The organism is Bdellovibrio sp. HCB209 (assembly GCF_047306065.1).
In the GTDB taxonomy this organism is placed as follows: Bacteria; Bdellovibrionota; Bdellovibrionia; order Bdellovibrionales; family Bdellovibrionaceae; genus Bdellovibrio.
On the sequence record NZ_CP178618.1, the window covers coordinates 1,305,362 to 1,329,202 of the forward strand.

22 protein-coding genes are annotated in these 23,841 nt (G+C 44.2%); 10 read left to right on the forward strand and 12 right to left on the reverse strand.

Annotation, left to right across the window (positions count from 1 at the left end; translation table 11 throughout):
- The 7 genes from ACLVWP_RS06490 to ACLVWP_RS06520 all read left to right on the forward strand — a co-directional run bounded on the left by ACLVWP_RS06490 (position 1) and on the right by ACLVWP_RS06520 (position 6,132).
- Positions 1-996, forward strand: coding sequence for a zinc-binding alcohol dehydrogenase family protein (locus ACLVWP_RS06490; RefSeq protein WP_413560773.1), 996 nt, complete (start codon positions 1-3; stop codon positions 994-996).
- 189 nt (positions 997-1,185) lie between these two features.
- Entirely contained in the window at positions 1,186-1,515 is a 330-nt protein-coding gene (locus ACLVWP_RS06495) for a winged helix-turn-helix domain-containing protein (protein ID WP_413560775.1), read from the forward strand.
- The gene (locus tag ACLVWP_RS06500) at positions 1,512-2,054 is read left to right on the forward strand and encodes a hypothetical protein (RefSeq protein WP_413560776.1); all 543 of its coding nucleotides are present in this window, start codon (positions 1,512-1,514) and stop codon (positions 2,052-2,054) included. The genes ACLVWP_RS06495 and ACLVWP_RS06500 overlap by 4 nt, the downstream gene beginning before the upstream one ends.
- Positions 2,055-2,468: 414 nt before the next feature.
- The gene (locus tag ACLVWP_RS06505; protein WP_413560777.1) at positions 2,469-3,134 is read left to right on the forward strand and encodes a hypothetical protein; all 666 of its coding nucleotides are present in this window, start codon (positions 2,469-2,471) and stop codon (positions 3,132-3,134) included.
- Positions 3,131-4,102: a hypothetical protein gene (locus tag ACLVWP_RS06510; protein WP_413560778.1), complete on the forward strand. Its 972-nt coding sequence runs from the start codon at positions 3,131-3,133 to the stop codon at positions 4,100-4,102. The genes ACLVWP_RS06505 and ACLVWP_RS06510 overlap by 4 nt, the downstream gene beginning before the upstream one ends.
- Positions 4,099-4,965: a type II secretion system protein J gene (locus ACLVWP_RS06515; RefSeq protein WP_413560779.1), complete on the forward strand. Its 867-nt coding sequence runs from the start codon at positions 4,099-4,101 to the stop codon at positions 4,963-4,965. The genes ACLVWP_RS06510 and ACLVWP_RS06515 overlap by 4 nt, the downstream gene beginning before the upstream one ends.
- A 150-nt stretch (positions 4,966-5,115) precedes the next feature.
- Positions 5,116-6,132, forward strand: coding sequence for a hypothetical protein (locus ACLVWP_RS06520; RefSeq protein ID WP_413560780.1), 1,017 nt, complete (start codon positions 5,116-5,118; stop codon positions 6,130-6,132).
- On the opposite strand, the gene ACLVWP_RS06525 is transcribed toward ACLVWP_RS06520, so the two are convergent.
- Positions 6,129-6,866: a substrate-binding periplasmic protein gene (locus ACLVWP_RS06525; protein ID WP_413560781.1), complete on the reverse strand. Its 738-nt coding sequence runs from the start codon at positions 6,864-6,866 to the stop codon at positions 6,129-6,131. The two genes, ACLVWP_RS06520 and ACLVWP_RS06525, sit on opposite strands and share 4 nt — an antisense overlap.
- Before the next feature lie 265 nt (positions 6,867-7,131).
- Between ACLVWP_RS06525 and ACLVWP_RS06530 the strand changes: the two genes are divergently transcribed.
- Entirely contained in the window at positions 7,132-8,583 is a 1,452-nt protein-coding gene (locus ACLVWP_RS06530; protein ID WP_413560782.1) for a DUF1254 domain-containing protein, read from the forward strand.
- A 6-nt stretch (positions 8,584-8,589) separates the two neighbouring features.
- On the opposite strand, the gene ACLVWP_RS06535 is transcribed toward ACLVWP_RS06530, so the two are convergent.
- From ACLVWP_RS06535 to ACLVWP_RS06575, 9 genes are all read right to left on the reverse strand, one after another.
- The gene (locus tag ACLVWP_RS06535) at positions 8,590-9,006 is read right to left on the reverse strand and encodes a hypothetical protein (protein WP_413560784.1); all 417 of its coding nucleotides are present in this window, start codon (positions 9,004-9,006) and stop codon (positions 8,590-8,592) included.
- A 56-nt stretch (positions 9,007-9,062) separates the two neighbouring features.
- Positions 9,063-10,682 (reverse strand): GMC oxidoreductase, encoded by a 1,620-nt coding sequence (locus tag ACLVWP_RS06540; RefSeq protein WP_413560785.1) that lies wholly within the window; start codon positions 10,680-10,682, stop codon positions 9,063-9,065.
- A 48-nt stretch (positions 10,683-10,730) separates the two neighbouring features.
- Positions 10,731-12,110, reverse strand: a complete 1,380-nt coding sequence (locus ACLVWP_RS06545) for a hypothetical protein (protein WP_413560787.1) — start codon at positions 12,108-12,110, stop codon at positions 10,731-10,733.
- A gap of 8 nt (positions 12,111-12,118) precedes the next feature.
- Positions 12,119-12,976: a hypothetical protein gene (locus ACLVWP_RS06550; RefSeq protein ID WP_413560789.1), complete on the reverse strand. Its 858-nt coding sequence runs from the start codon at positions 12,974-12,976 to the stop codon at positions 12,119-12,121.
- Positions 12,977-12,981: 5 nt separating this feature from the next.
- Entirely contained in the window at positions 12,982-14,289 is a 1,308-nt protein-coding gene (locus tag ACLVWP_RS06555) for a hypothetical protein (protein ID WP_413560790.1), read from the reverse strand.
- Between the two features lie 164 nt (positions 14,290-14,453).
- Entirely contained in the window at positions 14,454-14,942 is a 489-nt protein-coding gene (locus ACLVWP_RS06560; protein ID WP_413560792.1) for a hypothetical protein, read from the reverse strand.
- A gap of 12 nt (positions 14,943-14,954) precedes the next feature.
- Positions 14,955-16,133, reverse strand: coding sequence for a hypothetical protein (locus tag ACLVWP_RS06565; RefSeq protein WP_413560793.1), 1,179 nt, complete (start codon positions 16,131-16,133; stop codon positions 14,955-14,957).
- Positions 16,134-16,318: 185 nt separating this feature from the next.
- Complete coding sequence (locus tag ACLVWP_RS06570; protein ID WP_413560794.1) at positions 16,319-16,768, reverse strand: hypothetical protein; 450 nt, start codon at positions 16,766-16,768, stop codon at positions 16,319-16,321.
- A complete protein-coding gene (locus tag ACLVWP_RS06575; protein ID WP_413560795.1) occupies positions 16,768-18,459 on the reverse strand; it encodes a hypothetical protein in 1,692 nt (563 codons plus the stop codon). The genes ACLVWP_RS06570 and ACLVWP_RS06575 overlap by 1 nt, the downstream gene beginning before the upstream one ends.
- A gap of 255 nt (positions 18,460-18,714) precedes the next feature.
- Here ACLVWP_RS06575 and ACLVWP_RS06580 point away from each other — a divergent pair, with 255 nt between their 5' ends.
- Entirely contained in the window at positions 18,715-19,221 is a 507-nt protein-coding gene (locus tag ACLVWP_RS06580) for a PepSY domain-containing protein (protein ID WP_413560796.1), read from the forward strand.
- Between the two features lie 49 nt (positions 19,222-19,270).
- Here the strand turns inward: ACLVWP_RS06580 and ACLVWP_RS06585 are convergent, their stop codons facing one another.
- Together ACLVWP_RS06585 and ACLVWP_RS06590 are read right to left on the reverse strand one after the other, a co-directional pair.
- Complete coding sequence (locus ACLVWP_RS06585) at positions 19,271-20,341, reverse strand: hypothetical protein (protein WP_413560798.1); 1,071 nt, start codon at positions 20,339-20,341, stop codon at positions 19,271-19,273.
- A 313-nt stretch (positions 20,342-20,654) separates the two neighbouring features.
- On the reverse strand, positions 20,655-22,331 hold the full coding sequence (locus tag ACLVWP_RS06590; protein ID WP_413560799.1) for a serine/threonine protein kinase: 1,677 nt from the start codon (positions 22,329-22,331) through the stop codon (positions 20,655-20,657).
- A 473-nt stretch (positions 22,332-22,804) separates the two neighbouring features.
- Between ACLVWP_RS06590 and ACLVWP_RS06595 the strand changes: the two genes are divergently transcribed.
- A complete protein-coding gene (locus ACLVWP_RS06595; protein WP_413560800.1) occupies positions 22,805-23,812 on the forward strand; it encodes a malate dehydrogenase in 1,008 nt (335 codons plus the stop codon).
- Positions 23,813-23,841: the final 29 nt, after the last annotated feature.

A 23,841-nucleotide genomic window follows, 5' to 3' on the forward strand; every position in this document is an offset into this window, starting at 1 on the left:
ATGAAAGCTCTTGGATATGACAAAGCACACAGTGTTGCTGATTTTCAAATTAAAGAATTAGAATTGCCCCAACCAGAGTTGCGGCCCTTGGATGTTTTGGTCGACGTAAAGGCATTTTCCGTAAATCCAGTGGATTACAAAATTCGTATTTCCAGATCGGGTAAAGATGGCCAACCAGTTGTTCTTGGCTGGGATGTGGCAGGTGTGATTTCTGCCATTGGCAGTGGTGTTAAAAAATTTGAGGTCGGCGACGAAGTGTATGGAGCAGGTGATTTAACTCGACCAGGTTCCTACGCGGAGCAAGTAGCGATTGATTCCCGAGTTATTGCTTTGAAACCGAAGACGATAGATTTTGCTGAAGCGGCGGCATTGCCGCTGACATCATTAACTGCTTGGGAGGCTATGATCTCGCGCTCCGAGATGAACCTCAATGAGGCCTCTCACGTTTTGATAATTGGAGGAGCGGGTGGGGTTGGGTCCATTGCCATTCAGCTTCTTAAGTCTTTGACGAAAGCTAAGGTTATTGTCACGGCTTCTAGGGAGGATTCAGTGAAGTGGGTGAAGTCGATGGGCGCTGATTATGTTATCGACTATCGTAAAGACTTAGATCGTGAGCTAAACGAAATTGGCATCAAGGAGGTTGATGCCGTATTTGGTACCAATCACACGGAAAAGTATTTGTCACAATTATCTAAGATTATCCGACCGTTCGGTCATTTGGCCCTCATTGATGATCCTGCGATTTTTGATGTCGTGTCTTTTAAAGCTAGATCCATTTCTGTTCATTGGGAGCTCATGTTTACCAAAACGCTGTTTGGATATAAGTTGGAAACCCAAGGTGAAATTTTAAGTGAAGTCGCAAGGCTTGTTGACGAAGGCAAAGTTAAGACGACGATGACATCAAGATTTAATGGCGCTAGCGTAGACAACATCAAAAAGGCCCATGAGATTTTGGAGAGTGGATCAAGCATTGGTAAAATTGTGGTTGAGAGGTGAGGGGCGACACCACAGTTTAAGAAGTGGGCGTATTGAGATAAGGTCTAAGATCGTCGAAGCTGAGTCTTCAGTTTTTTATGCTCAAAAACGTCCTAAATTAGGGTAATATAGTCCTAATTTAGGTCTTTTTTATAGCTAGACTTGATAAAGTCCTAATTTAGGACGATATTACCCTAAATAGGGGTAATTATGCTTGCAGATCTTTTTGGAAGTCAGACAACAGAGAAAAGCCTTCTTTTAGTTGCAGCGCTAGGGGAAAGCTATGCTTTGGAAATTGCAAAGACGTTTCAGATAAGTAAGACCCAAGTGGCAAGAACGCTCTTAAAGCTTGAGCAAGCAGACATTCTGATTGGCCAAGATAAAGGGCGAACGCGGGTTTATACTCTTAATAAGGGATGGGTTCTTTTTAAAGAACTCAATGCGCTTTTGCAAAAGGCACTTTCGAATGTTCCATTGGATCAGCAAGAGCAATATTTTATGAAGCGCATGCGCCCTCGCAAAAAGAATAAAGCCTTATGAAAATAACAAAAGCAATGAGCCGTAAACAGTTTGCGGCGGCAGTCGTTCAGCAACTTGAAAAGTACGGCATCTCTTGTGTGCTCGTTGGAGGCGCCTGTGTTTCTATTTACACTGAAGAAAGACACGCTTCACATGATCTGGATTTCATATCGCCATATTCTCACGAAGCCATAGCTAAAGCTCTAGCGGAGATTGGATTTGAGAGAGAAGGTCGTTATTTCAATCACTCCAATTCGGAGCTATATGTGGAATTTCCATCAGGTCCGGTTGCGATTGGAGAGCAGATTCCGGTGAAGGCAGAAGGGCAGTTGAAGGTTGGTAAAACGACAGTAACGATGTTTTCGCCCACACAATGTGTGATGGATCGTCTCGCAGCCTGGTTTCATTGGAATGACCGTCGTAGTCTTATTCACGCTTTATGGGTTTGTGAGAAGCATCCAGTGTCTTTGGATAAAATAAAAAGATGGGCGAAAAAAGAAGGACAGAGTGAAAAGTTGGATCAGTTTATATTGGAATATAGTAAGTTAAAACATCCATAATATTAGATACTGAGTTCTAAACTCGTCCCATACGGCCCGCCATTTTTTCTAAAAATGGCCAAAATCACCGAAGCTTAGTCTTCGTTTTTTTTATGCCTGAAACGCTCTTCATCCCCGCAAAGTGATAAATAAAAATACAATTAGTTCGACTTTCCTTAATTTCAAATTTGCAATCACTATCATACGTTGACTTCAAAATTTTTGAATTTTGTCTCGTTGTAAAACGGGGATTGTTTCAGAGTAATTCGAAAACGTTAAATAAGTGTATCGCTCCTGGAATACGAGATTCCTTTCCTGTTTCCTAATTTCACATTTAAAGAGTTTTGCTAACCTAAACATGGGATGTATGCCTGGGGGGCGTGTATCAAAAAATTGGGGAACAACTCATTCATAGGCAGTGATCAAGATGGGTTTATGGTCGGTGCCATCTCAATCTCTGTGATAGTGATCAGCGTGCTTGTTGTCACAGGGCTTTCGCAAGTGAATGCGCGAAACTCGTTGGCAAGCAAGGAACGGAATGATCAATCAGCTGTAGGGCTACGTGCTCGTTTAGAAATGCTTTTTACGCATCATGATCTATGTCGCCAAAATCTAAGAACTGGGGCTTTTGGGCGAACGATTCAAGAAGCTATCCAGGCTTCAAAGCAGGGAAGAATTAAAATTGTTGATGCGCGCTTTACGACATCCGCGCCGAGTACTCCTCCTGAAACACTGTTTGCGAGTGGGAGTTTTTCTCGCGGGGTAAAAATATCTAAAATTGGTTTTGCTCCACTTCTGGAATCATCACCGGAAATATTTTCCTCTGGAAGTGAGCTCCGGGGAACGAAATCGTATTTAGTAAATCTAGAAATTCAATTCGAAACGACCGAGACGCTGAACTCGAGGCCCGTTCTAATCCCGTTCTATTTTGCGACCAATGGTAGTGGTGTTTTTACCGATTGCTTTGCTTCGACGGTACCGTATCCTGAAAAGTATCCCGGTAAAACTTTGGAAGACTTCTTGTGCCAGGAACTCTCAGGCCCCATTTATTTTTTCGATCCTGAATCAAAGATGTGCATCGATGGGACGGTCTATCCATGATTAAATCACAACGTGGACACATATCTATTCTCTCAGTTCTTATGAGCCTAGGAATTATGGCGGTTTCGATATTTGGAATCATCACTCAAATGAGAAGCATGGCCTTGGGGGTTCAGTCTGGAAATCAAAACACCAGTATTGAGAACGCCATGGCCCATGTGACAGCAGCATTTGGTTCCGATGAGCGATATTGTACTTCTATTTTAGCGGGTCACGTGGGATTCAATCCCGACAATGTTGCGGGAGAAAAAGTAAAACAGATCTCTTTCTATAATCTGGTAAATGATAAGCAAGAAGACATCTTAAGCGCAGGAAAAACAATTGATCCCTCGGGGGTAAGTATCAAAGAAATTCGTTTGGTGCCCGTCACGCGATTGACTGCGAATACTGCTTTTGCAGAGTTGGTATTTTACTTTGAAAAGGGCAGCCAGGCGATTGGTGGCGGCGGAATCACTCGAGCCCTTCCGTTGTACGTGGGCTTCAATAGTTCAGGCATTGTCTTTTGTTCGACTTCAGCGTTCGGCTTATATACGGTTCCCCAACGACTTTGTCAGCATGGAGGCTGGGGATTTTCGAACTACAATCCCATGCATAATTACCTGATTCCTGCGGCGCCACCGGGGACTGCTGCATGTGCTGACATTGCCGAAGTGGAGTGGGTGAAGGGGATTACTTTGGATGAAGCAGACTGTGGATCTAGTCGCCGGATGGCAGTGCCTCAACGCTACTCCAACAGACCTGATTTGTCGGCCATGAAGTTATGTAAAGTGTCTAAGCAAGGGGCCGTGGCTTTACCACCTAGAACCTATGTCACCGATGCCGGAGTGTATGCGACGATGACGCAACCGCAGGTTGCAAGCGCATCCAAGGCGCACCCATCTAGTGACAGTTGTGAGTTTGAACATCTGGCTTCTGTTTTGGAGGGGCAGACTCCGGTGCAGACTTATGTAAGGTGTGTGCCAAGATGAATCGTCGAGGATTTACGCTGATTCAAATCATGGTCTCCATTGGTCTGACTTCGATCATAATGTTGATTTTAAGTTCATTCGCGGCGGATTCGTTCAAATACGTCAATGGAATGAAAAGATCATTGGATATGGAAGATACCGTCGCTACAGTTCGACGATCCTTAGCAAAAAACAACGAATGCACTTTAAATTTAGGAAACAAAGGAATCAAACTGGTCAGCGGGGAGCAGGGAACTCTGATTGAGGGATTTAGTAATCACGAAAAGAATGGCGCCGAGATTTCATCTATTATCAAAAGTGGAGATACGGACCGTGGTGTGAAGTTATCCAGAATTCAATTACGCAAAGTCGCGGCCATTGCTCCAGATGTGAATGTTGCGAATCTTGTTTTTACCTTCGATAAAGGGAGCGGTAAGGTTGCCTCTCGAGAGAAAATCATTCCTTTAGTGGTGAAGGAAAAAGGTGGGGTGATCACCGAGTGTTGGACTCGGGAATTTACTCCTCGGTATGTTTTGGATTTGATCTGTCGTCAAGCCAATGGCATCGACGAGATTTTTATTTTTGAAGAATGCAAAGCTGTTCAATCAAAGTGGTATACCGGCACATTGTATCTTGCACAGTGCCCGAGTGGCACGAGCCCAAGACCCTCGCCAGATATTTTGGACTGTCGAGCTGAGGGATATCTTCCAAACTCGATGGACTATATGGTCAAAGCTCCATCGACAAGTGGAGGAACTCTAGACGTCAGCCGTCCTCCTGCCATTATTCAGTATAATACCGCAACCCGCAGCTGCATATGTGCTTATGCGGGCGATCTTGCTATCCCAAATGCAAAATGTGCTATTCGATGCTACGACGATTAGCCCATTCGACCCACATTGGGCCCATGGATTGCTTCTCATAAGAGCATGCGATTAAGAGCTATTTTATCAGTGTTGATCCACCCTCGAAATGCCTCAAAGTGGCTACTGTCAATTTTGTCGCCAGTGGTTATGCTCGTGACCTCACAATCCGTGGCAGCACCGTCGTGTGGTCATGTGTTCCTACTTACTGAGGTAGCAGCCCTTAAAAGCATGCATAAGACCACGAATGATTTCGTGAATAGCTACAATGCGAACCGCTTTGCATTTACCAGAGAGCAGATCCAATCGAAAATTACCGAGATCACCGATTTAACAAGGGACTACCTAAACGCTTCAGGCGTTCGCTATGAAGAGAAGGGCACAATGTATGGCTCATACCCATACTCTGCGTTCTATCTTCATGGTGAGGTCGGTGGCTCGCGCATCTCGCGATTCTTAAAAGGTGTCGAAGCGAAGCCATCATACAAAGCTGAAACTATCAAAGTGATGCTGGATCCGGTCTATAAGCTCAGACAAAGTGCTGCGGCCCACTATCAGCCGGAGACCAAGACGGTTCACGTGGGACCGGAAACCTTCACGTATATGAAGCTCGGAGTATCAACAGCGCTTCGCCATGAACTTAAGCATGCCTTCGAGTCAGCTAAGATTTCCAGAGGTGAAATGACTCTGGCAAGATTCACTTTCAGAGGCAGCGCAAAGAGTGATGATGCTTACGCAGCGTTCATGCGTTTGGATGAGCTTGATACCTATATTCGTGACCTAAGGCAGTTAACGAATCCCGGAAAGATTAAGCAAATTAATCAAGATCTGAAAGACTCGGGATACAGCTCGGCAGATATGGAATATTTTGCGACCTTCCGTAAGGGCACAATCGAGAACTCCAAATCTATTCTGAATAATATTATTCTCAAGTCCCATGAAGCCTTGACGCTCGCAAAACAACAAATGCAGGCAAAACTTCCAACAGTGATTGATGGTAAAAGCAGGCCCACATTTGTAAGCGATGGCAGAGACAATTCAAAATATTCCTCTGTTGAAATCAACCTTGATAATCTTGTATCGGGTTCAGACCAAGTAAAGATTCAAACAGAAAACATAAAAGCGATAGACTGGGCGTTGTTGAAAATTGCAGAAGTCCAAAAAGAGCTCGAGTCCCTTCAGCGTTAATCAGTATACGTGCTGCCGTATTTCTTAAATAAAGCCTTCAGCTTGCCGGAAGCTTTAACGTCATCGATGGCTTTGTCTATTTCCGGTTTCGTCAATCGACCTTTGCGGCTGATCGAGCAGACAATGGGGTAGTCTGTAAGATAAAGTCCTTCGCGGTTTTTAGCTATACCGGGATTTTCTAGACGGAAATAATCGAAAAAAATTTGATCTGTAACCACGTACTGGATACGGCCGTTGAGCAACTTCTTGAGGTTACCTTCTTCGGATAGATTGTCTTCCCGTAAAATTTTGCCAGACGCAAAGTAGGGGTCGAGCTTCGGGTAGACGTACTGAAGCATCGTTCCGATTGTTTCACCTTTCAGATCACTCACTTTTTTGGGCATTGGTGATGGGCCAATAATAACTTCTCTTTTATTAAAAAGAACTTTGGAGAAATCTAATTTCTTAATTCCGTCATCCCAGATCTTGCTTGTATAGCAAAGGACATCCATTTGCCCTTTCAGCATGTAGCTGTTGAGTCGATAGCGAGTCACCACACTAAAGTTTGCAGTGCGCCCCATGGCTTCGGCTAAGGCAGTGACGTAGTCGACGATAAGACCATCCACTTTTCCTTTTTGTTCGATCAAAAGAGGTGGAGCGAGGCCCGCAGGAATCGCCGCACGTAGCTCAAGCTTCGTTTCTGCCTGCGCTGAAAGCGTCAGGATAAATAAAGATAGGAATGACAGCATTTTCATTTACTGAACTGTCCTGGTTTCACGAAAGTAAATCATTGTCATAATTCAAGTTTATTAGAGAGTTGAGATGTCGCAAGTTTTAAATTGAATGATACGGCCTCTTTTTTGCTCAGACGGTTGATTTCGATAAACAGCAGGGTGTTGTTGTCACAAAAGAACATCGCAGAACGACCTCTTTTGAAAAGTGGTTTTATACAAATTGATGCTGGAAACCCTTCGTCTACAATCCTTTAGACCGCTTTTAAAATTTACGTCGGAGTAGTCCATGAAATCGTCTCATTTCATCGTATCTTTATTCGCGCTCTTAATTTTGTGTGACTCGGCATCTGCTCAGATGGAGCCATTGGGTGGTCAGCCTCCTGCCGGTGCAAGTGTTTCCAAAGTGGATCTCGATTATCAGGCAAAGTATCAGCGAGCTTTCGAAACAGTTTTGTGGTCTTTGCCTGCGGTCGCGATTTATCGTTTTCGTGCAGCTGCGTTTGAGGATTTGGGTCTTAAAGACAATGATATCATTGCTTACTCGATGCCAGCGACACCACGCTTAGAGGCAATCACGGCAAATAGCTCGACGCCTTATATATCTGCATTTGCGGATTTAAAGAAAGCTCCGACGGTACTTGAAATCCCTGCTGCGGGTGCCGATGGCAGTTTGTATGGACAAGTGGTGGATGCTTGGCAGCTGACTATTGCCGATGTGGGGCCTTCGGGATTGGACAAGGGAAAGGGCGGTAAGTACTTATTTACGGCGCCAGGATATAAGGGAGTTGTTCCTAAGGGATATATCCAAGTTAAATCCCCCAGCTACCGCATTGCCTTTGCTTTTCGTTCCGTTCCGGCCAAAGGTAAAAGCGCCGCGGATGCCTATGCGTATTCAAAGCGTCTGAAAATGTATACTTTAGCGCAGGCCGGTTCACCCCCCAAGCAGCGCTTTGTGGATCCGGCCAAGGATCGCTATGCCACTCTGCCGTTTTATGACGAGCGCTACTTTAAAGATGTTTACGACATTTTTACTTATGAACCTACACAGGCAGAAAATAAAATCATGATGGGGATGCTTGCTTCACTGGGTATAGAGAAGGGCAAGCCCTTTCAACCGGATGAAACAACCAAACGTGCCATGCGCCAGGGGGCGATCGATGCATGGGCATATCTACAAATGAAGATCGATAATCTCCCACAATCCCGAATGTATTGGTCAGATCGTCACTATGCTTCGTTATTGCAGCCAGATGAGCAGAACACATTCACTTATGATCAAGATGATAAGATCTCTATCGATTTGCGAGCGGCCATGTATTTTTGGTGCACTTATGTGCCCAAGGTGGCAAGCAGTACGCCGGCGACGGCCTATATGATGGCGATACGTGATAAAAATGGAGAGCTGCTTAAGGCCGGGAAAACCTATAAGGTCACTTTGCCGGAAGTAATGCCAGTGAAACAATTCTGGGCATTGACGGTCTATGATCGTGCCACCAATTCATTTATTTACTCCAAATCAGAACGATCCACTTTGTCTTCTTATGATTTAGAAAAGATGAAGAAGAATGCTGATGGCAGTGTGACGTTGTATGTGGGGCCTAAGGCTCCAGAAGGGTTTGAAAGTAACTGGATACCGACCGAGGGAAAAAGACCGCTGCCTGCGATTCGCTTTTATGGTCCCAAGGATGAGTTCAATAATAAATCATTTAAACTAAGTGATTTCGAATTAGTGAACTAAGGGAGCTTAAGGGTGCTTCGCATTTTTCGAAGCGGGGATTCTGTCCGAAATCTTTTCTAGTTTTTTACGCTGCTCTGGGCTCCAGGTTTTGACAAAGGCTTCAGGATCTTTCTGAGCCTTTTGCATCATCTCTAAGATTTGCTCCTGGGACATACCCTTCATGTTAGTCAGAACGTCCGCTGCTAAGTCATACATCTCAGCTTCGTTAGCCGAGCCACCAGAGAGGGCTTTCACTTTTTCGGCGGCCTTTGCTGCCTCAGGAGACGACTTGATCATCTCTGCGCGAGTCGTGGTATTTCTGATGTCTTTCTGAGTTTTTTCGATAGCGGCACTCATGTCTTCGGTGTCTTCAGCATAAGCGCTGCAAAATACGGATGCGATGATTAAGACAACTGCTAGTGATTTACCAATAAGCTTCAACATGTCTCTGTGCCTTTCAGAAGAGTCACAGAATAAATCGGTGTTTTTTCAAAGAAGCATTAGGATTTTAGTACTGTTTCAGAATGAGATTCAGTCGCCTGGCTAACGAAACTCATGGCATGTTCTGCCAGCGCAGCAATGGTGAGGCTAGGGTTCACTCCCAGGTTGCCAGAAACCACGGACCCATCGCAGATCATCATGTTTTTATAACCGAATACGCATTGCTTGCCATCGACGACGCCTTGATCTGGAGTTGCTGCCATGGGCGCTCCCCCCAGGCAATGGGCGGTCATAGGGATGTTTAAAAAGATCTCTGTTAGTGAGGTTGCAGGAGTTCCACCAGTTAGCTCCGCTGCTTTGACTGCAAAATTATTGGCGGCCGGAATAAATGTCGGAATACGCGGCCCGTGCGTTGTTAGCTTTTTCATAAAAGGCCAATACCAAGGACGCTTTAACTTCATTGTTAATGTGCCGTCGACGGTTTGCATGCACAGAAAAATGATCACTTCTTGAGACCAACGATAGGGAATCAAAGTGCGGAGCGTGCGCCAAGGATGCAGCAATAACATTTTAAATAAAGTTATGAACCAATGAATGATTCGAGAGATCCCGGGGTTCCCGGCAGTCATCACAGTCGTGATAAGGCTAAGGGCATTAGAACCCGCAGGGTAGCGAGTCGCTTCGATATGAGTGTGCTCGTCAATATAAACTCCCGAGCCGATGGCAACACCCGTCGAGTAGTCATCTTTGGTTCCAGGATATCGCACGCCAATCAGGGATTCAGCGTTAGTGCGCACTTGTGTGCCTAGAGTATTTGAAAGTCGTGGCAATGAACCGTCTTCTTTCAATCGCAGGAGGAGTTCTTGAGTGCCGAGTGAAGACGCCGCAAAGATCACTCCGCGAGTTTTAAATTGAACGCCTTGCGAGCTCGTCACCTCATAACCCATCGATCCGTCAAGGGCACCTGTCAAAGGTTTGACTTGAGTCACCTTGGTTTCAGCAAAGATCTCGACACCTTTTTTCTGTGCGAGGTACAGATAATTTAAATCCAACGTGTTCTTGGCTCCATGGCGACAACCCACCATGCAACCGCCACAGCCAATGCAGGTCTTTCTTTGCGGACCTTCGCCATCGAAATAGGGATCTTCGTAGATAGTGCCAGGGGGATCGTTTTCTTTTCCGAAAAAGACGCCCACTTCAGTCGGATAAAAGCTTTCGCCGACTCCCAATGCATCAGCCATTTGTTTTAAACGTAAATCTGCTGGGCCTAAAAATTTATTGGTGGTCACTCCAAGCATCTTTTGAACAGTCTTGAAGTGTGCAGGCATGACTTGTTGCCAGTCGTTTAATCCAGCCCAGCTGCCTCGATTCCAAATAGATACTGGGGGTACAAGTAACGTGTTGGCATAAGTGATGGAACCACCGCCAACGGCATTGCCATGCAGAACAACCACATGGCGGAAAAAGCGCATCGAAAAAAATCCACGGAAACGTAGGAAGGGCAGCCACAGCCAGGATTTCAAATTCCAATTACTGCGGGGGAGATTCTGCGGAGTCCAACGTCGACCCATCTCGAGGACGGCGACCTTGTAACCTTTCTCCGCTAACCTTAAAGCGGAGACGCTGCCACCAAAGCCAGAGCCGATAACGATGTAGTCATACTCACGCGAATCACCCATGTGATTGATTTCAACATGGGTTCGGCGTTACGTCTAGTTGGATTAAAACTATTGGCACTTGTCTTTTTTGTTACGCATATAGCAGTCTTTAACTTTTTCCCAGTCAGTGGGTTCTTTTTTTACTGTGATCGATGGTTTTGGTTTCACAGGTGGATTCCACAAGTTGATATTTACACGGCTTGTAGCTGAAGTTTGTATCATATGGTCTCTTGTTAAGAATATTTCCTTCTTATTTGCCAAAACTCTCTCCAAGTAGACACCAGCGGCATCTGAGGCGAATAGCATCTCAACTTCATTACCCGCATTTGCAATCGTAATGCCGATTTGACCGTTGCTGTATGTTTTTGAAGACAAACGGTTCATTTGATCTAAAACCATCGCGTTGCTTAGTGGATCATTTTGGTTCAGTAACTGTTTAGCTTTGGTCAAAGTTTCACGGATACTTTCCACCGATGAGTTGTAGCGATAGTCCACAAGTCTATTTTTAGCGCCCGGGATTTTCACTTCGGGTGGTAATTCGATGGTTTTAATTACTCTCGACTGTCCTCTGGAGAATGGTACTAAGATCTTGTCATCAAGTTGAAATAAATCGCTTTCCCCGAATACCTCTGACAACAACGGAGCGATGCTTTCTTTGATCATCGCTTTCGTTGCATCTTCATTGTATTGAAGCATTTCCGCAGAAGGCGTTAGGTTCCAACCCAAATGCATATTTACGACAAGGGGAGAGTTTGTATTGGGAATTTTGTAAGTTAATTTGAAAGAGAAAATCTCACCCGTGTTTTGGTCTACATTTTCACAAAACTCTGCCAGGTTAGAATTTCCCACGATTTTTTGAGGAATTTCTTTGTAGATCCAGCGAGCCGCCTCGCTGTCATCTTCATAAGTAAGCTTGCCGGATGTAATGACAGTCGATGGCTTCTTGGCGTCTTCGTTAGGTTGCAGGTACTTTAGTTGGATCGTTTTAGAATTAGATTGAATGTCTGACACCTGAGGAATGACGTTTGGAACCACGAAATCGTTATAGTAAAAAAGGATATTGTTATCTTTGAAAGTCGATACAGATTCTGCCGCCATAAAACGGGCAAGTCCGTTAAGCGAAACCTCAAAATCAAAATTCACTGGTTGTGCTCTGTAACCATCCAAGAGAAGCTTTTTTTGCTGCTCTTTCTTTTGCATCGTATTGAGTTCCGTACTTAGCTTCACGTAAAGCTCTCTGTCGTTTTGTGCAAAAGCTGTATTTGCACGGACTCTTAAGGATTGAATCTTTGGAGACATGTCTTCAAAGTCTTTTTTTGCCGCCAAAAGTTTGTCGCATTCGATAGGTGACTTGTTTTGGTTTTGTTTCACATTAATAAAGTTGTGAACGGTTGCTGCATTAGCAAGAGTCGAAGTTAGAACTGAAAGAGCAAGAATGAGTGTTTTCATAAAAATCCTTATTTATCTGTATTCAAGTGAATAGCTTTTATTCGTAATTTCGGAAACGGAGGCGGTGGCGGCTTCGGAAGCTCAAAATCTAAAATGGGGCCTCCATGAATACTTTTTCCTTTTGACGGTGGAGGCGGCTGGTACATGTAAGATTCAAACTCTATGTAAGTCCCCGGGCCGTAGTTGAAGCGCATGTAGTCCTGAATCAATTCTACGCGGTAAAGAGGGTTTGTTAGAATCTTTGGAATCTCTCCTGCTTCAGGAATGTACTTTTCGTCAATGCTAGAAAAGAATTTGCTTAAGGTAAGATCAGCGTAGTTCTTGCTCCAAAGAAAATCTTCACTCAGGTAGTATTCCAAATCTTTTGCGTATGCTTTGTTGATCTCTTTGATCAAAGTGTTCGTATTAGTCACTACCAGTTCATTTTTTTTCAAGTTCTCGTTAACAATCGAAATTTGTGCATGTCCCAAATCACGTTTATCGCTGCCCATAAGGGAGTAGACCATATGAATCTGTGACGTATTCCCGCACACTAAAGCGCGGGAAGCTTGAATAAGAATCTTGATGTCATCACCTTTAACCAAGCTATAGATTTTTGTATCAGCTGTAGTTAACTGAATGTTGTCGTTAACAGCCCCGTAAGAGTCATTTGGGTTCTTAGCAGGCCCCATCAAAAGTGCTTGAGGAGTCGCCGCAGCTTTTTCTGCAAAAAGGAAACGCAAAGAACTAGGAAGTTGAGTCGTCAGATTCAAAGTTACTGTATTTTGGTTCGTTGCGCAGGCTTCTTGGGCAGAGATCTTCATTTCGAAGATCTCTGCGTGGGCTGTGCTGAATACTGTAGCTAGTAGGAATAAAAGTGTTTTCATATAAATTACTTATAAACTGTAGAGTATTTTTCGTATCTTGCTGTGTCTGAGTTCATTTCAAATGTTTCAACTCTGTTCAAGCGCTGTTCGTATTGTGTCGATTGAGAAGAAGAACCGAAGATGGCATTCAAAGCTTTTAGTGCCAACGCGGCCATTTGTGCTTTCGGATTCGGAACTTTTTCCAGAGCTTTTGCTGTTGCTGCGGCGCCGTTTTCTCCTGCTGCATCGGCTTGAGTAATTTTAAGACCCATTTTTTGTCCGATAATGTTGGCAATGTTTTCTGCAAGGTAAGACTTAATCTCCATCGTCATTCTGAAACGTTGTTCATCAGTCAATTTGCTTTCTGGATCTTCTGATTGCCAGTCGATCGTGAATGCAGATCCGCCCCAGTCTTCTTCTAGTGTTCTGTTGTATGACGAAGAACTGAAGAAACCACCTTTAGAGCCTTTTTCATTCAGGTACTTATACACATTCCAGTAGTTGATCTTAGCTTTTACATGGAAGCTGAAGGATCTTGGGATGTCATACACTGTGCTGACTGTGTATTTCGGAGTATCGTCTTTGCCAAAAAGATTTGGAAACTTCAAAAAGCAAGCTGCCACTTTGGTAACAGCAATTTCTGCTACTAACGAACCGCCCGCTGTTGCAGTGGGGCTATTTGCTAAATCGCGACGGTTAATACCGTTGATGGAAAAATCACGGATCAATGGAAGAGTTGAGCTATCTGCTCCCATGTCAGGGATGTCCATTTTGATAATCATGTTTTTTCCATCAAGTTTTCTAACATCTCTAAATTGGGGATTCGAGTTTGCGATAGCGCTAACATTGGCCTCCCAAGGAGTTGTATAGTAAGCGCGAATGATTCCACCGGCTTCTGCGGCAAATTCTTTACGCATTTTATCTGCACGCACTTGGTATTTTTCCAGTTGGGCTTCAAGGATGGCTGAAGTGCGGGCCGCTTTTTCGTGGGCTTCGGGATCAGCACCTGTAGCAATCAATGAATCTTTGATTTGATCCATTTGCTGCATCAATTTACGAGTGTATTTTTCGTACTCATAAAGGCCCTGCAGGCGTTCATTGTGACCTTGGCATTCAGCTGGGGAAACATAGAAGTCATATTTCGGTTCAGAGATAGTGCCTTCACTCGGAGGCAGCACCCACAAAGTATCGCGAGTTTTAACGTTGTCGCGAAGAACTGGGGAGTTTGTAGGGTTGTAATAAGTTAAACGGTCATAAACCTCAGCGGGAGCAGCGCTCGCGATTTGGGCTGCCGTTTGCATTCCGATCAGGGTCATTGTTACTAGTTTTTTCATCTGGGGTTCCTTTGTTATAGGTTGTTGATGAATCCCTATAACAAAGGCTGTGCCATGGATTTTATGGTGCGAAACCCTGTTTAATTCGATTTGACGTCCGGATGTCCGGATTTTTCCAAAATCCGATTCCTAAGAATTGGAATCGTAGGGGCTGTGGGGCGGTGCTAGCCGAGGTCGTCGCGGATGTATCCCGGGCTGGCTTTCTTGCGTTCTTCGTCCTCTTTGCATTGAAGCTTGCTACCCAGTGTTGTGAGGCCGCTATCATCTTTAAGCAAAAGGAACACGTCTAAGTCGCTATCAACAACGATATATGTCTGACTGGGCTTGCCAGTTTGTTTGTTACCCGCGGAAATTCCATATCTAAGAGTTAACGTCGCACCGTATTCAAGTGCCATATATTCATAAACCTCGTCAGCAAGTGCGCCTTCAAGGTTTGCAGAGTGCAAGACATCTTCTTCAAGTTTCGTGACGATGACTTTACCGGACTCCGTATTAAAAAAGCGCAGAAGTGTTCTTTCATTTTTGACGATGAACTCAAGCTTCTCGGGAGAGCCGCCACAAAGGGAAAGCTCAATCTCATCTCCAGCTGCGTGGGCCGAGCTGAAAGCAAAGGCTGTAAGAAAAATCACTGTAGACAAAATATATCGCGACATAACGGACTCCTTTTATTCGCCTTCTGTTGGTTCAATTTCTGGAATGACATAGGTGTTGGCTTTTAGGGCTTGTGCTGCACGGAAAAGTTCTTTGATGTGTAAGTTAAACTGGTTTCGGCCTTCAGCATCCAGGCTTGATGTTTTGATCAGTTCTGAAATTGCCGGAGCCTTTGCCCAGATATGTGAAAGCTGTTGCTCATAGACGCTTTCACCAAATAGCTTTTTGATATTATTCAATCTAACTAATGCAATGTTGAACTCGAGGGGTTCCTTAGGGGCGATCTTGCCATTAGGAAGCTCCCTGGGTATGGCAAGTTCAGATTTTCCCGTAACGGCAGTTGCTAAGTCAAAGTCCGTCGCCAGAATAATATTTTTGCCACCAGTGCCTTCGATCATTTCTGTATTCCAAAGAGACATAAAGGCATCTTCTTCACCTACGCGAACGCCCCAGTCGTAATTGCCTACCATCGCTTGCATGATAAATGTGCGTGCCAGAAGATTCAGATCCACATTCATTTCTTTAGCACTTAAAAAAACTTTTTGAGGGATAGTGCAGGCATCGCCTGGGATGCAGCGACCATCTTCATAAGGATTTTCCCACTTAGCAATTGTTCCATTTAAGCGTTTGGCTGCGATTTTTTCATCTTCAAGTAAGAAGTTATAACGTTGTAGTCCCAAATTTTTATAGTTCATGATGACCAATCGGGATTTTTGCGCAGGTGTCCCGGTGATTTCAAAAATTTTGTAGATATAGGACTCTCGCAGCGGACTGATTTGATTGGCGATGCGATTTTTGGGAGTGCGAGTTGCTAGATCGTTTTCACCACAGTGAGTGGCGATTTTAATTTCTTTATTATCGGCGATGGTGCTGCCTTTAGGGACCGCCTCTTTGGAGGGTTTCATTTTCAGTTTAGGAAAAGAACACTCATCCAGGGCAAGACTGGTGTTGCCACGTACTTTTATTTCGACAGGGATGTGTAAGACCGAGCTAAGGTTTTCATCTTGGAAAGTGAAGACCCCTGGTGTTGATAACTGTTTGGCTTCCGAGGTGTTGGCAAAAACCTGTTGAAAGAAGGGCTGTAGATCTGCCGATAGCTCCACGTTCAGAGCATCATTGCGATCAAAGATCGTAGCCCCATAAGAGTAGGAAGTCGTTAACACTATGATAATGGCCAAGTTTAAAGCTTTCATACCCCATAGAACTGCAAACCCAAGACCGACTCCAATTCTATTTAAAGGGTATATCACCAATAAGGTGATGTTTACGTCGCGATCAGGGCGCCGTATTTTGCCGAACTTACGAGGAAGGGTATCTCAAATTGAGATGGAAAGCGTTCCCAATGGAATGGGGATGAACCATTCCATTGGGAGTATTGTTAGGTGTTGAACTTTAGGCGAACAATCTGAATGAGCAACGCGATAATCGTGATAATCATACCAGTAAGTTTCATGGTCGAAAATATCTCTGATTCTCTATAAGTAGCCTCTTTCTCAGATGTCTTTCTTAGAGATACCGATGAAAGCATTAGTAGCACAATAAGGTTATATACAACAAATACGGTATCTTTTGCTCCAGCAATTTGTAGAGCTGATGCTACCCATACTACACCAAGTAGAGATAGGGGAGAGATACGCAAATAGATATTGGGCATTTCGAAAAAACTAGAGCGTTTGGATAAAAAATCCGTCAATGCAACTGTCACAAATAATCCTACTCCCAGATAAATAGCACTCTTTCCGATAAAGTCGACAAGTACAGGGCAAAGTATTAAAGCGAATTGAAGAACTATAACAGTAAGTTTTTTCATTGAATTTCTCGATTCCATTAGTGACCTCCGTTATTCATCAAAGATTTTTTATCCCAAGGATTTTGATTTGTAATGCTCTCAAGATTACGTTTAAGTTGATTCTTTTTGTTTGCAGCTTTCTCCGCTGGTGATTGTTGGAGCAATTGCCTAGAACTATTGCTGTCATATTCTTTAACCCACTGGTCTTTTAAGCAGCTCTTTAAAGCTGCATCGTCCGTTGCTATTAAACTTTGAACACTATTCGGATTTGTTTCAATAACTTTCTGTTTTGCTTGGTAATAAGCTTCGATGCGTTTTCTCTTGAGTTCTTCCCTTTCAAGTTTCATTTGGAAAGACTTGAAGGAAATGTCTGTCTCAACAGTACTCGAAAAATCGCAAGTGTTGGTCGAGCATGAATCTACACCATGGATAATCTTTGTTTCATCTATGTCCAAATCATTAAGTGCTTTTTCTTTGGCCAGGTTTTCAGTTTCTTTTCGCTTGCGTTCTTGGTTACGCTTTTCTTGTTCAATCTGTAGGTTTAGAAGCTCAGTTCTTTTTTGCGACTCTTTGATCTGAGAGATAACCAATTCGTCTTCAATTTTTTTGCCGCTGCATGAGTTAACCGCTGGACATTGACGGATCCCGGCCACAATTGCGAACCCACCCAAAGTAACTCCGCCTGCAATAGTTCCGTATGGTCCAGCAATAGTTCCGATCTCTGCGCCGAATGTAGCTGCGCCAGACACAAATATCGCAGTCGCTGTACCGCAATCAAAAACGCAGGCCCAATTGACATCACCGGTGCGGGATAGTTCATTTGCCATTTTTTCACGTAATCTTCCGGAGACTTCTTTCTTTGCTTTGGCATTCTCTTCACAGTCAGTACTCGATACCCAACTAGTTTGGTTTACGGGCGACTCAAGGGATTGGTTGGACTGAAAAGTGGGATTTGTTTTTTCCATGCACTTTGCAAGTGAAGAGTCCGGTGTGATCTTAAGTACCGTGTTTGTAATCACTTCAAAGTTCGACTTTGATTCGGGAAGTGGTGTTGATTTTGTTAAGCATTGAAAGGTTAGCTCGGCGGAGTAGGCGTTTTTGCTGGGACCTTTTTCGACAGCTATCTTCAAAAGGTCTTGAGCAGTTAGATTTAGCTTTTTGAGGTCGATGTCATTTTTTACAACGAATTGCTCAAAGGATTTTTCACCATTTGCGTAGGCATTGAAACTCGAGCCCAAGAGGCTAGAGAAGATGTCGGCGATCTGGGGGTCTGATTTTACAGCAAGATCTTTAAACGACGTTGTCGTATCTTGCAAAACCCATTTATTTTCGATGGAGCGGTGTAAAGCAGGAGAGATGTGTTTAATCATCGCGGCAAGCTTCGCGGCGAACTGGAAATCATTTGTTTGCATGGCGTGATCGATTAATGACATCGCCGGGGCAATTAGACCATTTATGACGCCTTGGCTTTTCACGTGAGCCATAATCTGAAGGCGCGTATTCGTATTTTTGAGAGACGGGTTCCAAGCTTCCATTGCTAAGGAGTAGAGGCGAATGCCTTGTTGAACAGAATTTTCATCAGCGCGTGAGACGAAAAGGCCATCTACCTGTCTGATAGAGGATGGATCTGACATGTCCATTAGCTCGAAGTGTTCTGTGGCTTTAGCCGCCTGAGCGGGAACATATTGGAATACGAAAAATATAGCTGGTAAGAGTTTCAATAGCTTCATACAGGCTCCTGTCTATTTATTCGGAAGCCTGTATGAGCACGCCGGATGCCATTCTCAAATCGTATTAAAGTGATTCTGAAGAGTGGAAATCCTGAATTTAAGAAGGATCAAATCCTAGCTTCTGGAAAAGTCCGATTTTTGAAACTTGTCGGTGTGATCTGAGGTGAGTTCTTATTTTATAATCAATTGATTCTCAACTGGCGGGTCTTCAGTATGGTTCCTTTTCATCATAAGGAACCTCCCTTAAGAAGGGGCATGCAGAAATTCATGAGAAAATGGCACCGCTGGATATCAGTGGCGACGGCACTTCCTTTTTTAATTACTTTGATCACCGGAATTATTTTGGCGACTCGCAGTTTTAATCCGTTGATTCAACCGACGAGCGTGAAGCTTGAAAAAGGCTTGGCTCTTTCATTAGATCAAATTGTTGAAAAGGCAGCGGCTGTACCTGGATCAGGTATTCAGTCGATTGCGGATATTTCTCGCTTGGATATGCGTATTGGAAAAGGGGAGATCCGTATTCGTCCTGCTAAGGGCAAAATGCAAATCCTTATGAATGCGCAGACGGGCGATATTCTTAGTACCGAACAGCCAATGACATCTTTGTTGGTAGAGTTGCATGAAGGTGCGTTCTTTGGAAAGTATGTGCAGTTTGGATTATTCTTCCCAAGCTTCTTGGGAGTTCTTTTCCTTTTAGTCTCAGGATTAGTTTTATTCCTGATTCCATATCAAGTTCGTCGTAAAAGAAAACTCAATACTTAATTAGCTTGAGAAAGCAGAGACCCTAGAGTCTCCGCTTTAATTTGAAAAATTAATCGAGTGGAGGCGGGTTGGTGATCATCTCTTGCATCGTCGCTCCAAATCTTCCATTCGGTACGATCATAGTTGCTTTGCGCCAGTCTTTCGTTGCCAGAATGAAGCGGCCCTGACCTACGCCCGGAGCATAACTCCACGATGTATTAATAGATGCTTTGTCTGGCCAGTAGTCGGCACCGACATTCGTTAAAAGTTTGGCTGAATCGCGATCATCAACACCATTAGGATTGTCTAAAATAAGGCGCGTGTCCATCGAGACAAATACCGCACGAATATCGGCCGGATTACTCAAAATTGTTTGAGATCCATATCCATGTCCAAATTTTGGATAGTCGGGTTTAAATGAAACTCCTCCTGTGGACTCTTTTCGATCCCCGCCATCAGCGGCGAAATCAAAAGGATACTTCCATGTGTCTGTATATGGAGGAGCTGCATCGTTTTTCAGTAAAGTCCATTTTCTTGTAGCTTGCGAAAGTGTGTAGACCTTCAAGTTACGGTATTGAACTCGGCTGTTTGTAGCCTTATTTCCGTCAGCCTCAAAAACTTGCATCCATGAATTTATAAGAGTGCAATAAGCGGGTTTGGTGTAAGGGAACCAGCTCGGAATATCAGCTTTAGCTGGCGACTGCATGATAATCACCGGGTACCGCTGCCATTCATAGCGGATGTCGGGAATGACGGCTTCGTGACTGGTCGCTGTCTGCGCTGCCACGACTTGCGCGGCCGTGATTGACGTCGATGTTGCAGGAGGAGGCGTCACAGTTGGAGACGGTGACGGTGAGGCCGTCGGCTTAGGTGTCGGAGACGGCGATGGAGTTACAGTTGGTTTAGGTGTTGCCGTCGGTTTAGGAGTTACTGTCGGCTTAGGTCTTACCCAACGCGATCTGTTTGCACTTCTTCCGCTACTTAGTTCAGCGTATTCGGATGCAAAGGACATTGAGTTATCTTCTACATCACTTCCTTGGAAATTATCACCAGAGTTACAGCTGATAATAAATACTGGCAGGATTAAGAAGATGGAATTTTTAGTAAGAGATTGAAATGGAATTTTTATTTGTTTTCTCATAAATTAAGTATCGGGCGAGCAAGATTCTATTTATAGCCCATTTTTTCTAGTTCTCATTAGGGGACAAGTACAAACAGTATACATGTGACGAAGTTAAGTGCAGTGATAGCTCTAATGCTTTTTAGTTCGAGATAAATGACTATATAAGCAAAATGGAAATTTCCCTGACAATCATTGGGAAACGAAATTTTTTGAATGTAATCTGTTGTTGAATCACTTCAGGATGTTCCAAAATACAGAGGTAATTTGGAACCAAAAGCTCGAGTAATTTTTCCGTATCAAGTTTCGTCGTAAAAGAAAAATCAATACTTAATTAGTCTGCTTGCGCGCCGATTTTAATTGGGCAGTTGGATAGGCATTTAGCGCCTGATGGATAAGGGGCGCCGTACTTAAAGTGCTCAAGATTCAGAGCGCCTTTTTTTCCTGGGACGACTTTGCCAGTTGCGACCGTTTTGCCGTTTTTAACAGATGCGATATTGCGACCTTTTGTAGGTGCTTTGCGATTTGCAGCAGTCGTTTTTTTGGAAGGTGCAGTGATCGCAGGTTCAACGGGTTCAGGATTCGCTGGTTGCTGTTGTACACTCAGCCGCAGCTCTTGAATCATCGCCGGAGTTACTTCAGGAACTTCAGCCGCAGCAACGAGTTGAGACTGCTTTTGGCCAAATTTGAGCTTCGTCATCGAAATTCCACTCGCAACGACCATCACAAATGAAATTGCAAAAATCGCCATTAACGCAAGAGGTGGTCTTTGTTTGACCGGGGCCTTGCGCATTTTTGGGAATTGATAAAACGGAATAACAGTTATTTTAGCGGGAACTCTTGGCGCCATCACTGAACCCCAAGTGTCGTGCACCGTAGTAAGTAATGAGCGCACTTCGGGAGGAGCTGGAGGTGCGAGCTTTTCTAACGAAATACCTCGGTGGTAAGAACCCTCCATAATTTTCGTTTCGAACTCATCAAGGTCACCAGTGTCTTCGATGAGCTGTGCTCCCGCGATGGCAGTGGCGATCGTTTTTTCATCCTCGCGTGCAGATTCGCGAATCTGTTCAAGGTTGTTCATGTAAACAGTAGAAAAAATATCTTTTAAATAATCTGCTAGCGCCAACGCAGAAAAATCTGGATGGAGTGACGACAAGACTGTTCCTAGCAGGCGGGCAAGTTCGTTGGCGTCTCCGGCTCGTTTGTCGGTTTGTTGATGAAGCATGATAGGCAGGATTCCCAACAGCTCATCAGCGCGTCCGGCGATTTTAACGTTACTAACTTGATTGATATTGTAGGAGAGAATGGAATTTTTAACTTCTTCGACAGTGGTTCCAGCAAAGAAGCGCTCATTACTTAAGAGCTCCCAAAGCACCACGCCCAATGAAAAGATATCGGTTCGGCTATCAAGCTCTTTGCCCTGAACTTGTTCGGGACTCATATAGGCAACTTTTCCGCGAACTTTACCTGCGGTGTCCATATCTTTACTTTGAGGAGCCGTCGCAATCCCGAAGTCGATGAGTTTAACTTCACCTTCAAAGGACAGTAAGATGTTGTGCGGACTGATATCACGATGGATGAGCTTCAACGGGTGACCTGTTTGTGGGTCGACCGATTGATAGGCATAGGCCAATGCTAATGACACCTGATGAATAATATAAAGAATAAAGGAAGAGCTTAAGCGCTCGTTGCGGAAGTGCAGGTAACTCATCAACTCGCGTAGAGTCACGCCGTTCACATACTCCATAGCCATGTAGCCACGGTTTTCGAATTCGCCAAAGTCGTGGATCTTAACAATGTTCTGATGATTCAAGTTTGCGCACAGACGAATCTCGTTAAAGAACATCTCGCGCAATTGATCAGGGTTTTCGCTTTGAAGAGTTGTCTTGATAGCTACTAACTTGCTCACGCCCAAGCGGGCTACGGTTTTGCCCAAATAGACTTCTGCCATACCGCCTTCAGCGATACGTTTGATAATTTGATAAGGTCCGATTTTCTTTAGCGTGTTCATCTCGAACTACTATTCGGTGGATTTCCGCGGAGCCATTAAGTGAATTTTGCATTTAAGATTTCCTTTTTTGTCGACAGAATTGGCACCCCTTCAGAGGGGAACGGTATAACTTGGCGGCATTCAAGGCGAAAAAATACTCAAACGGGTATTTTGAAGTAAGGGGAAATAAAATAGTGAAAGAATTCTCGATATTTAAACTTCCTCACTGTGATGAACATTTCGACGAAATTACCAAGGAAACTGTCACTAAAAGTGGCACTTTCCCTCTGAGGGGAAAGTAGTTTGTGTTCGGGGATCATTCCTGACTCTGAGGGATGTGCTCTTGGAAACGGTGTGGCTGAGTTTGTCTTTGATCATAATAATGCGCCATAGCATGACCAGTTTAGACATTCAGGACCGTGACAGGGTTGGGGGAGGGGTATAAATTCTTGGTGGTTAGTTCAAATGGATAAACTTTGAAAGGATTCAAGCTTATGAAAGCTCCTGTACGTGTTGCTGTTACCGGCGCTGCCGGCCAAATCGGTTATGCTCTTCTGTTCCGTATCGCAAGTGGTGCGATGTTGGGAGCAGATCAACCCGTTATTCTTCAACTTCTAGAGATCCCAGACGAAAAAGCTCAAAAGGCGCTTAAAGGCGTGATGATGGAGCTTGATGACTGCGCGTTCCCTCTATTGCACTCTATGATCGCTACTGGTGATCCAGCTGTTGCATTCAAAGATGCTGATATCGCTCTTCTTGTTGGTGCACGTCCTCGTGGTCCAGGTATGGAGCGTAAAGATCTTTTGACTGCAAACGGTCAGATCTTCACAGTTCAAGGTGATGCTATCGGTAAACATGCTAATCCAAATGTAAAAGTTTTGGTTGTTGGTAACCCAGCAAACACGAACGCTTACATCGCGATGAAATCTGCAATGAAGCACAACCGCGTAAAAGCGAAAAACTTCACAGCAATGCTTCGTTTGGATCACAACCGCGCGTTGTCTCAACTAGCTACTAAAACTGGTAAACCAGTTGCTTCTTTCAAAAAAGTTGCAGTTTGGGGTAACCACAGCCCAACTATGTACCCAGACGTTCGTTTCGCAACTGCTGACGGTGCTAAAGTTCCTGAGTTGCTAAAACTTGGTACTGCTGAAGGTGACACTTGGAACAAAGACACTTTCATTCCTGTAGTAGGTAAACGTGGCGCTGCGATCATCGAAGCACGCGGTTTGTCTTCTGCAGCTTCTGCGGCTTCTGCAGCAGTTGATCACATCCACGACTGGTGGTTGGGAACGAATGGTGAGTGGGTTACTATGGGTATCCCTTCTGACGGTTCATACGACATCCCAGAAGGTATCATGTACGGTTTCCCTGTAACTTGCAAAAACGGCGAATACGAGATCGTTAAAGGTCTTGAGATCGACGCTTTCTCTCGCGAGAAAATGAACAACACATTGAAAGAGTTGACTGAAGAAAAAGACGCAGTCGCTTCAATGCTGTAGTTTTTAAATTCAAAATTTAGAATTGGAAA

Bases quoted from the DNA above. Each gene is read 5' to 3' on its own strand.
- ACLVWP_RS06490 (WP_413560773.1), top strand. From the start codon at position 1: ATGAAAGCTCTTGGATATGACAAAGCACACAGTGTTGCTGATTTTCAA.
- ACLVWP_RS06495 (WP_413560775.1), top strand. From the start codon at position 1,186: ATGCTTGCAGATCTTTTTGGAAGTCAGACAACAGAGAAAAGCCTTCTT.
- ACLVWP_RS06500 (WP_413560776.1), top strand. From the start codon at position 1,512: ATGAAAATAACAAAAGCAATGAGCCGTAAACAGTTTGCGGCGGCAGTC.
- ACLVWP_RS06505 (WP_413560777.1), top strand. From the start codon at position 2,469: ATGGTCGGTGCCATCTCAATCTCTGTGATAGTGATCAGCGTGCTTGTT.
- ACLVWP_RS06510 (WP_413560778.1), top strand. From the start codon at position 3,131: ATGATTAAATCACAACGTGGACACATATCTATTCTCTCAGTTCTTATG.
- ACLVWP_RS06515 (WP_413560779.1), top strand. From the start codon at position 4,099: ATGAATCGTCGAGGATTTACGCTGATTCAAATCATGGTCTCCATTGGT.
- ACLVWP_RS06525 (WP_413560781.1), bottom strand. From the start codon at position 6,866: ATGAAAATGCTGTCATTCCTATCTTTATTTATCCTGACGCTTTCAGCG.
- ACLVWP_RS06530 (WP_413560782.1), top strand. From the start codon at position 7,132: ATGAAATCGTCTCATTTCATCGTATCTTTATTCGCGCTCTTAATTTTG.
- ACLVWP_RS06535 (WP_413560784.1), bottom strand. From the start codon at position 9,006: ATGTTGAAGCTTATTGGTAAATCACTAGCAGTTGTCTTAATCATCGCA.
- ACLVWP_RS06540 (WP_413560785.1), bottom strand. From the start codon at position 10,682: ATGGGTGATTCGCGTGAGTATGACTACATCGTTATCGGCTCTGGCTTT.
- ACLVWP_RS06545 (WP_413560787.1), bottom strand. From the start codon at position 12,110: ATGAAAACACTCATTCTTGCTCTTTCAGTTCTAACTTCGACTCTTGCT.
- ACLVWP_RS06550 (WP_413560789.1), bottom strand. From the start codon at position 12,976: ATGAAAACACTTTTATTCCTACTAGCTACAGTATTCAGCACAGCCCAC.
- ACLVWP_RS06555 (WP_413560790.1), bottom strand. From the start codon at position 14,289: ATGAAAAAACTAGTAACAATGACCCTGATCGGAATGCAAACGGCAGCC.
- ACLVWP_RS06560 (WP_413560792.1), bottom strand. From the start codon at position 14,942: ATGTCGCGATATATTTTGTCTACAGTGATTTTTCTTACAGCCTTTGCT.
- ACLVWP_RS06565 (WP_413560793.1), bottom strand. From the start codon at position 16,133: ATGAAAGCTTTAAACTTGGCCATTATCATAGTGTTAACGACTTCCTAC.
- ACLVWP_RS06570 (WP_413560794.1), bottom strand. From the start codon at position 16,768: ATGGAATCGAGAAATTCAATGAAAAAACTTACTGTTATAGTTCTTCAA.
- ACLVWP_RS06575 (WP_413560795.1), bottom strand. From the start codon at position 18,459: ATGAAGCTATTGAAACTCTTACCAGCTATATTTTTCGTATTCCAATAT.
- ACLVWP_RS06580 (WP_413560796.1), top strand. From the start codon at position 18,715: ATGCAGAAATTCATGAGAAAATGGCACCGCTGGATATCAGTGGCGACG.
- ACLVWP_RS06585 (WP_413560798.1), bottom strand. From the start codon at position 20,341: ATGAGAAAACAAATAAAAATTCCATTTCAATCTCTTACTAAAAATTCC.
- ACLVWP_RS06590 (WP_413560799.1), bottom strand. From the start codon at position 22,331: ATGAACACGCTAAAGAAAATCGGACCTTATCAAATTATCAAACGTATC.
- ACLVWP_RS06595 (WP_413560800.1), top strand. From the start codon at position 22,805: ATGAAAGCTCCTGTACGTGTTGCTGTTACCGGCGCTGCCGGCCAAATC.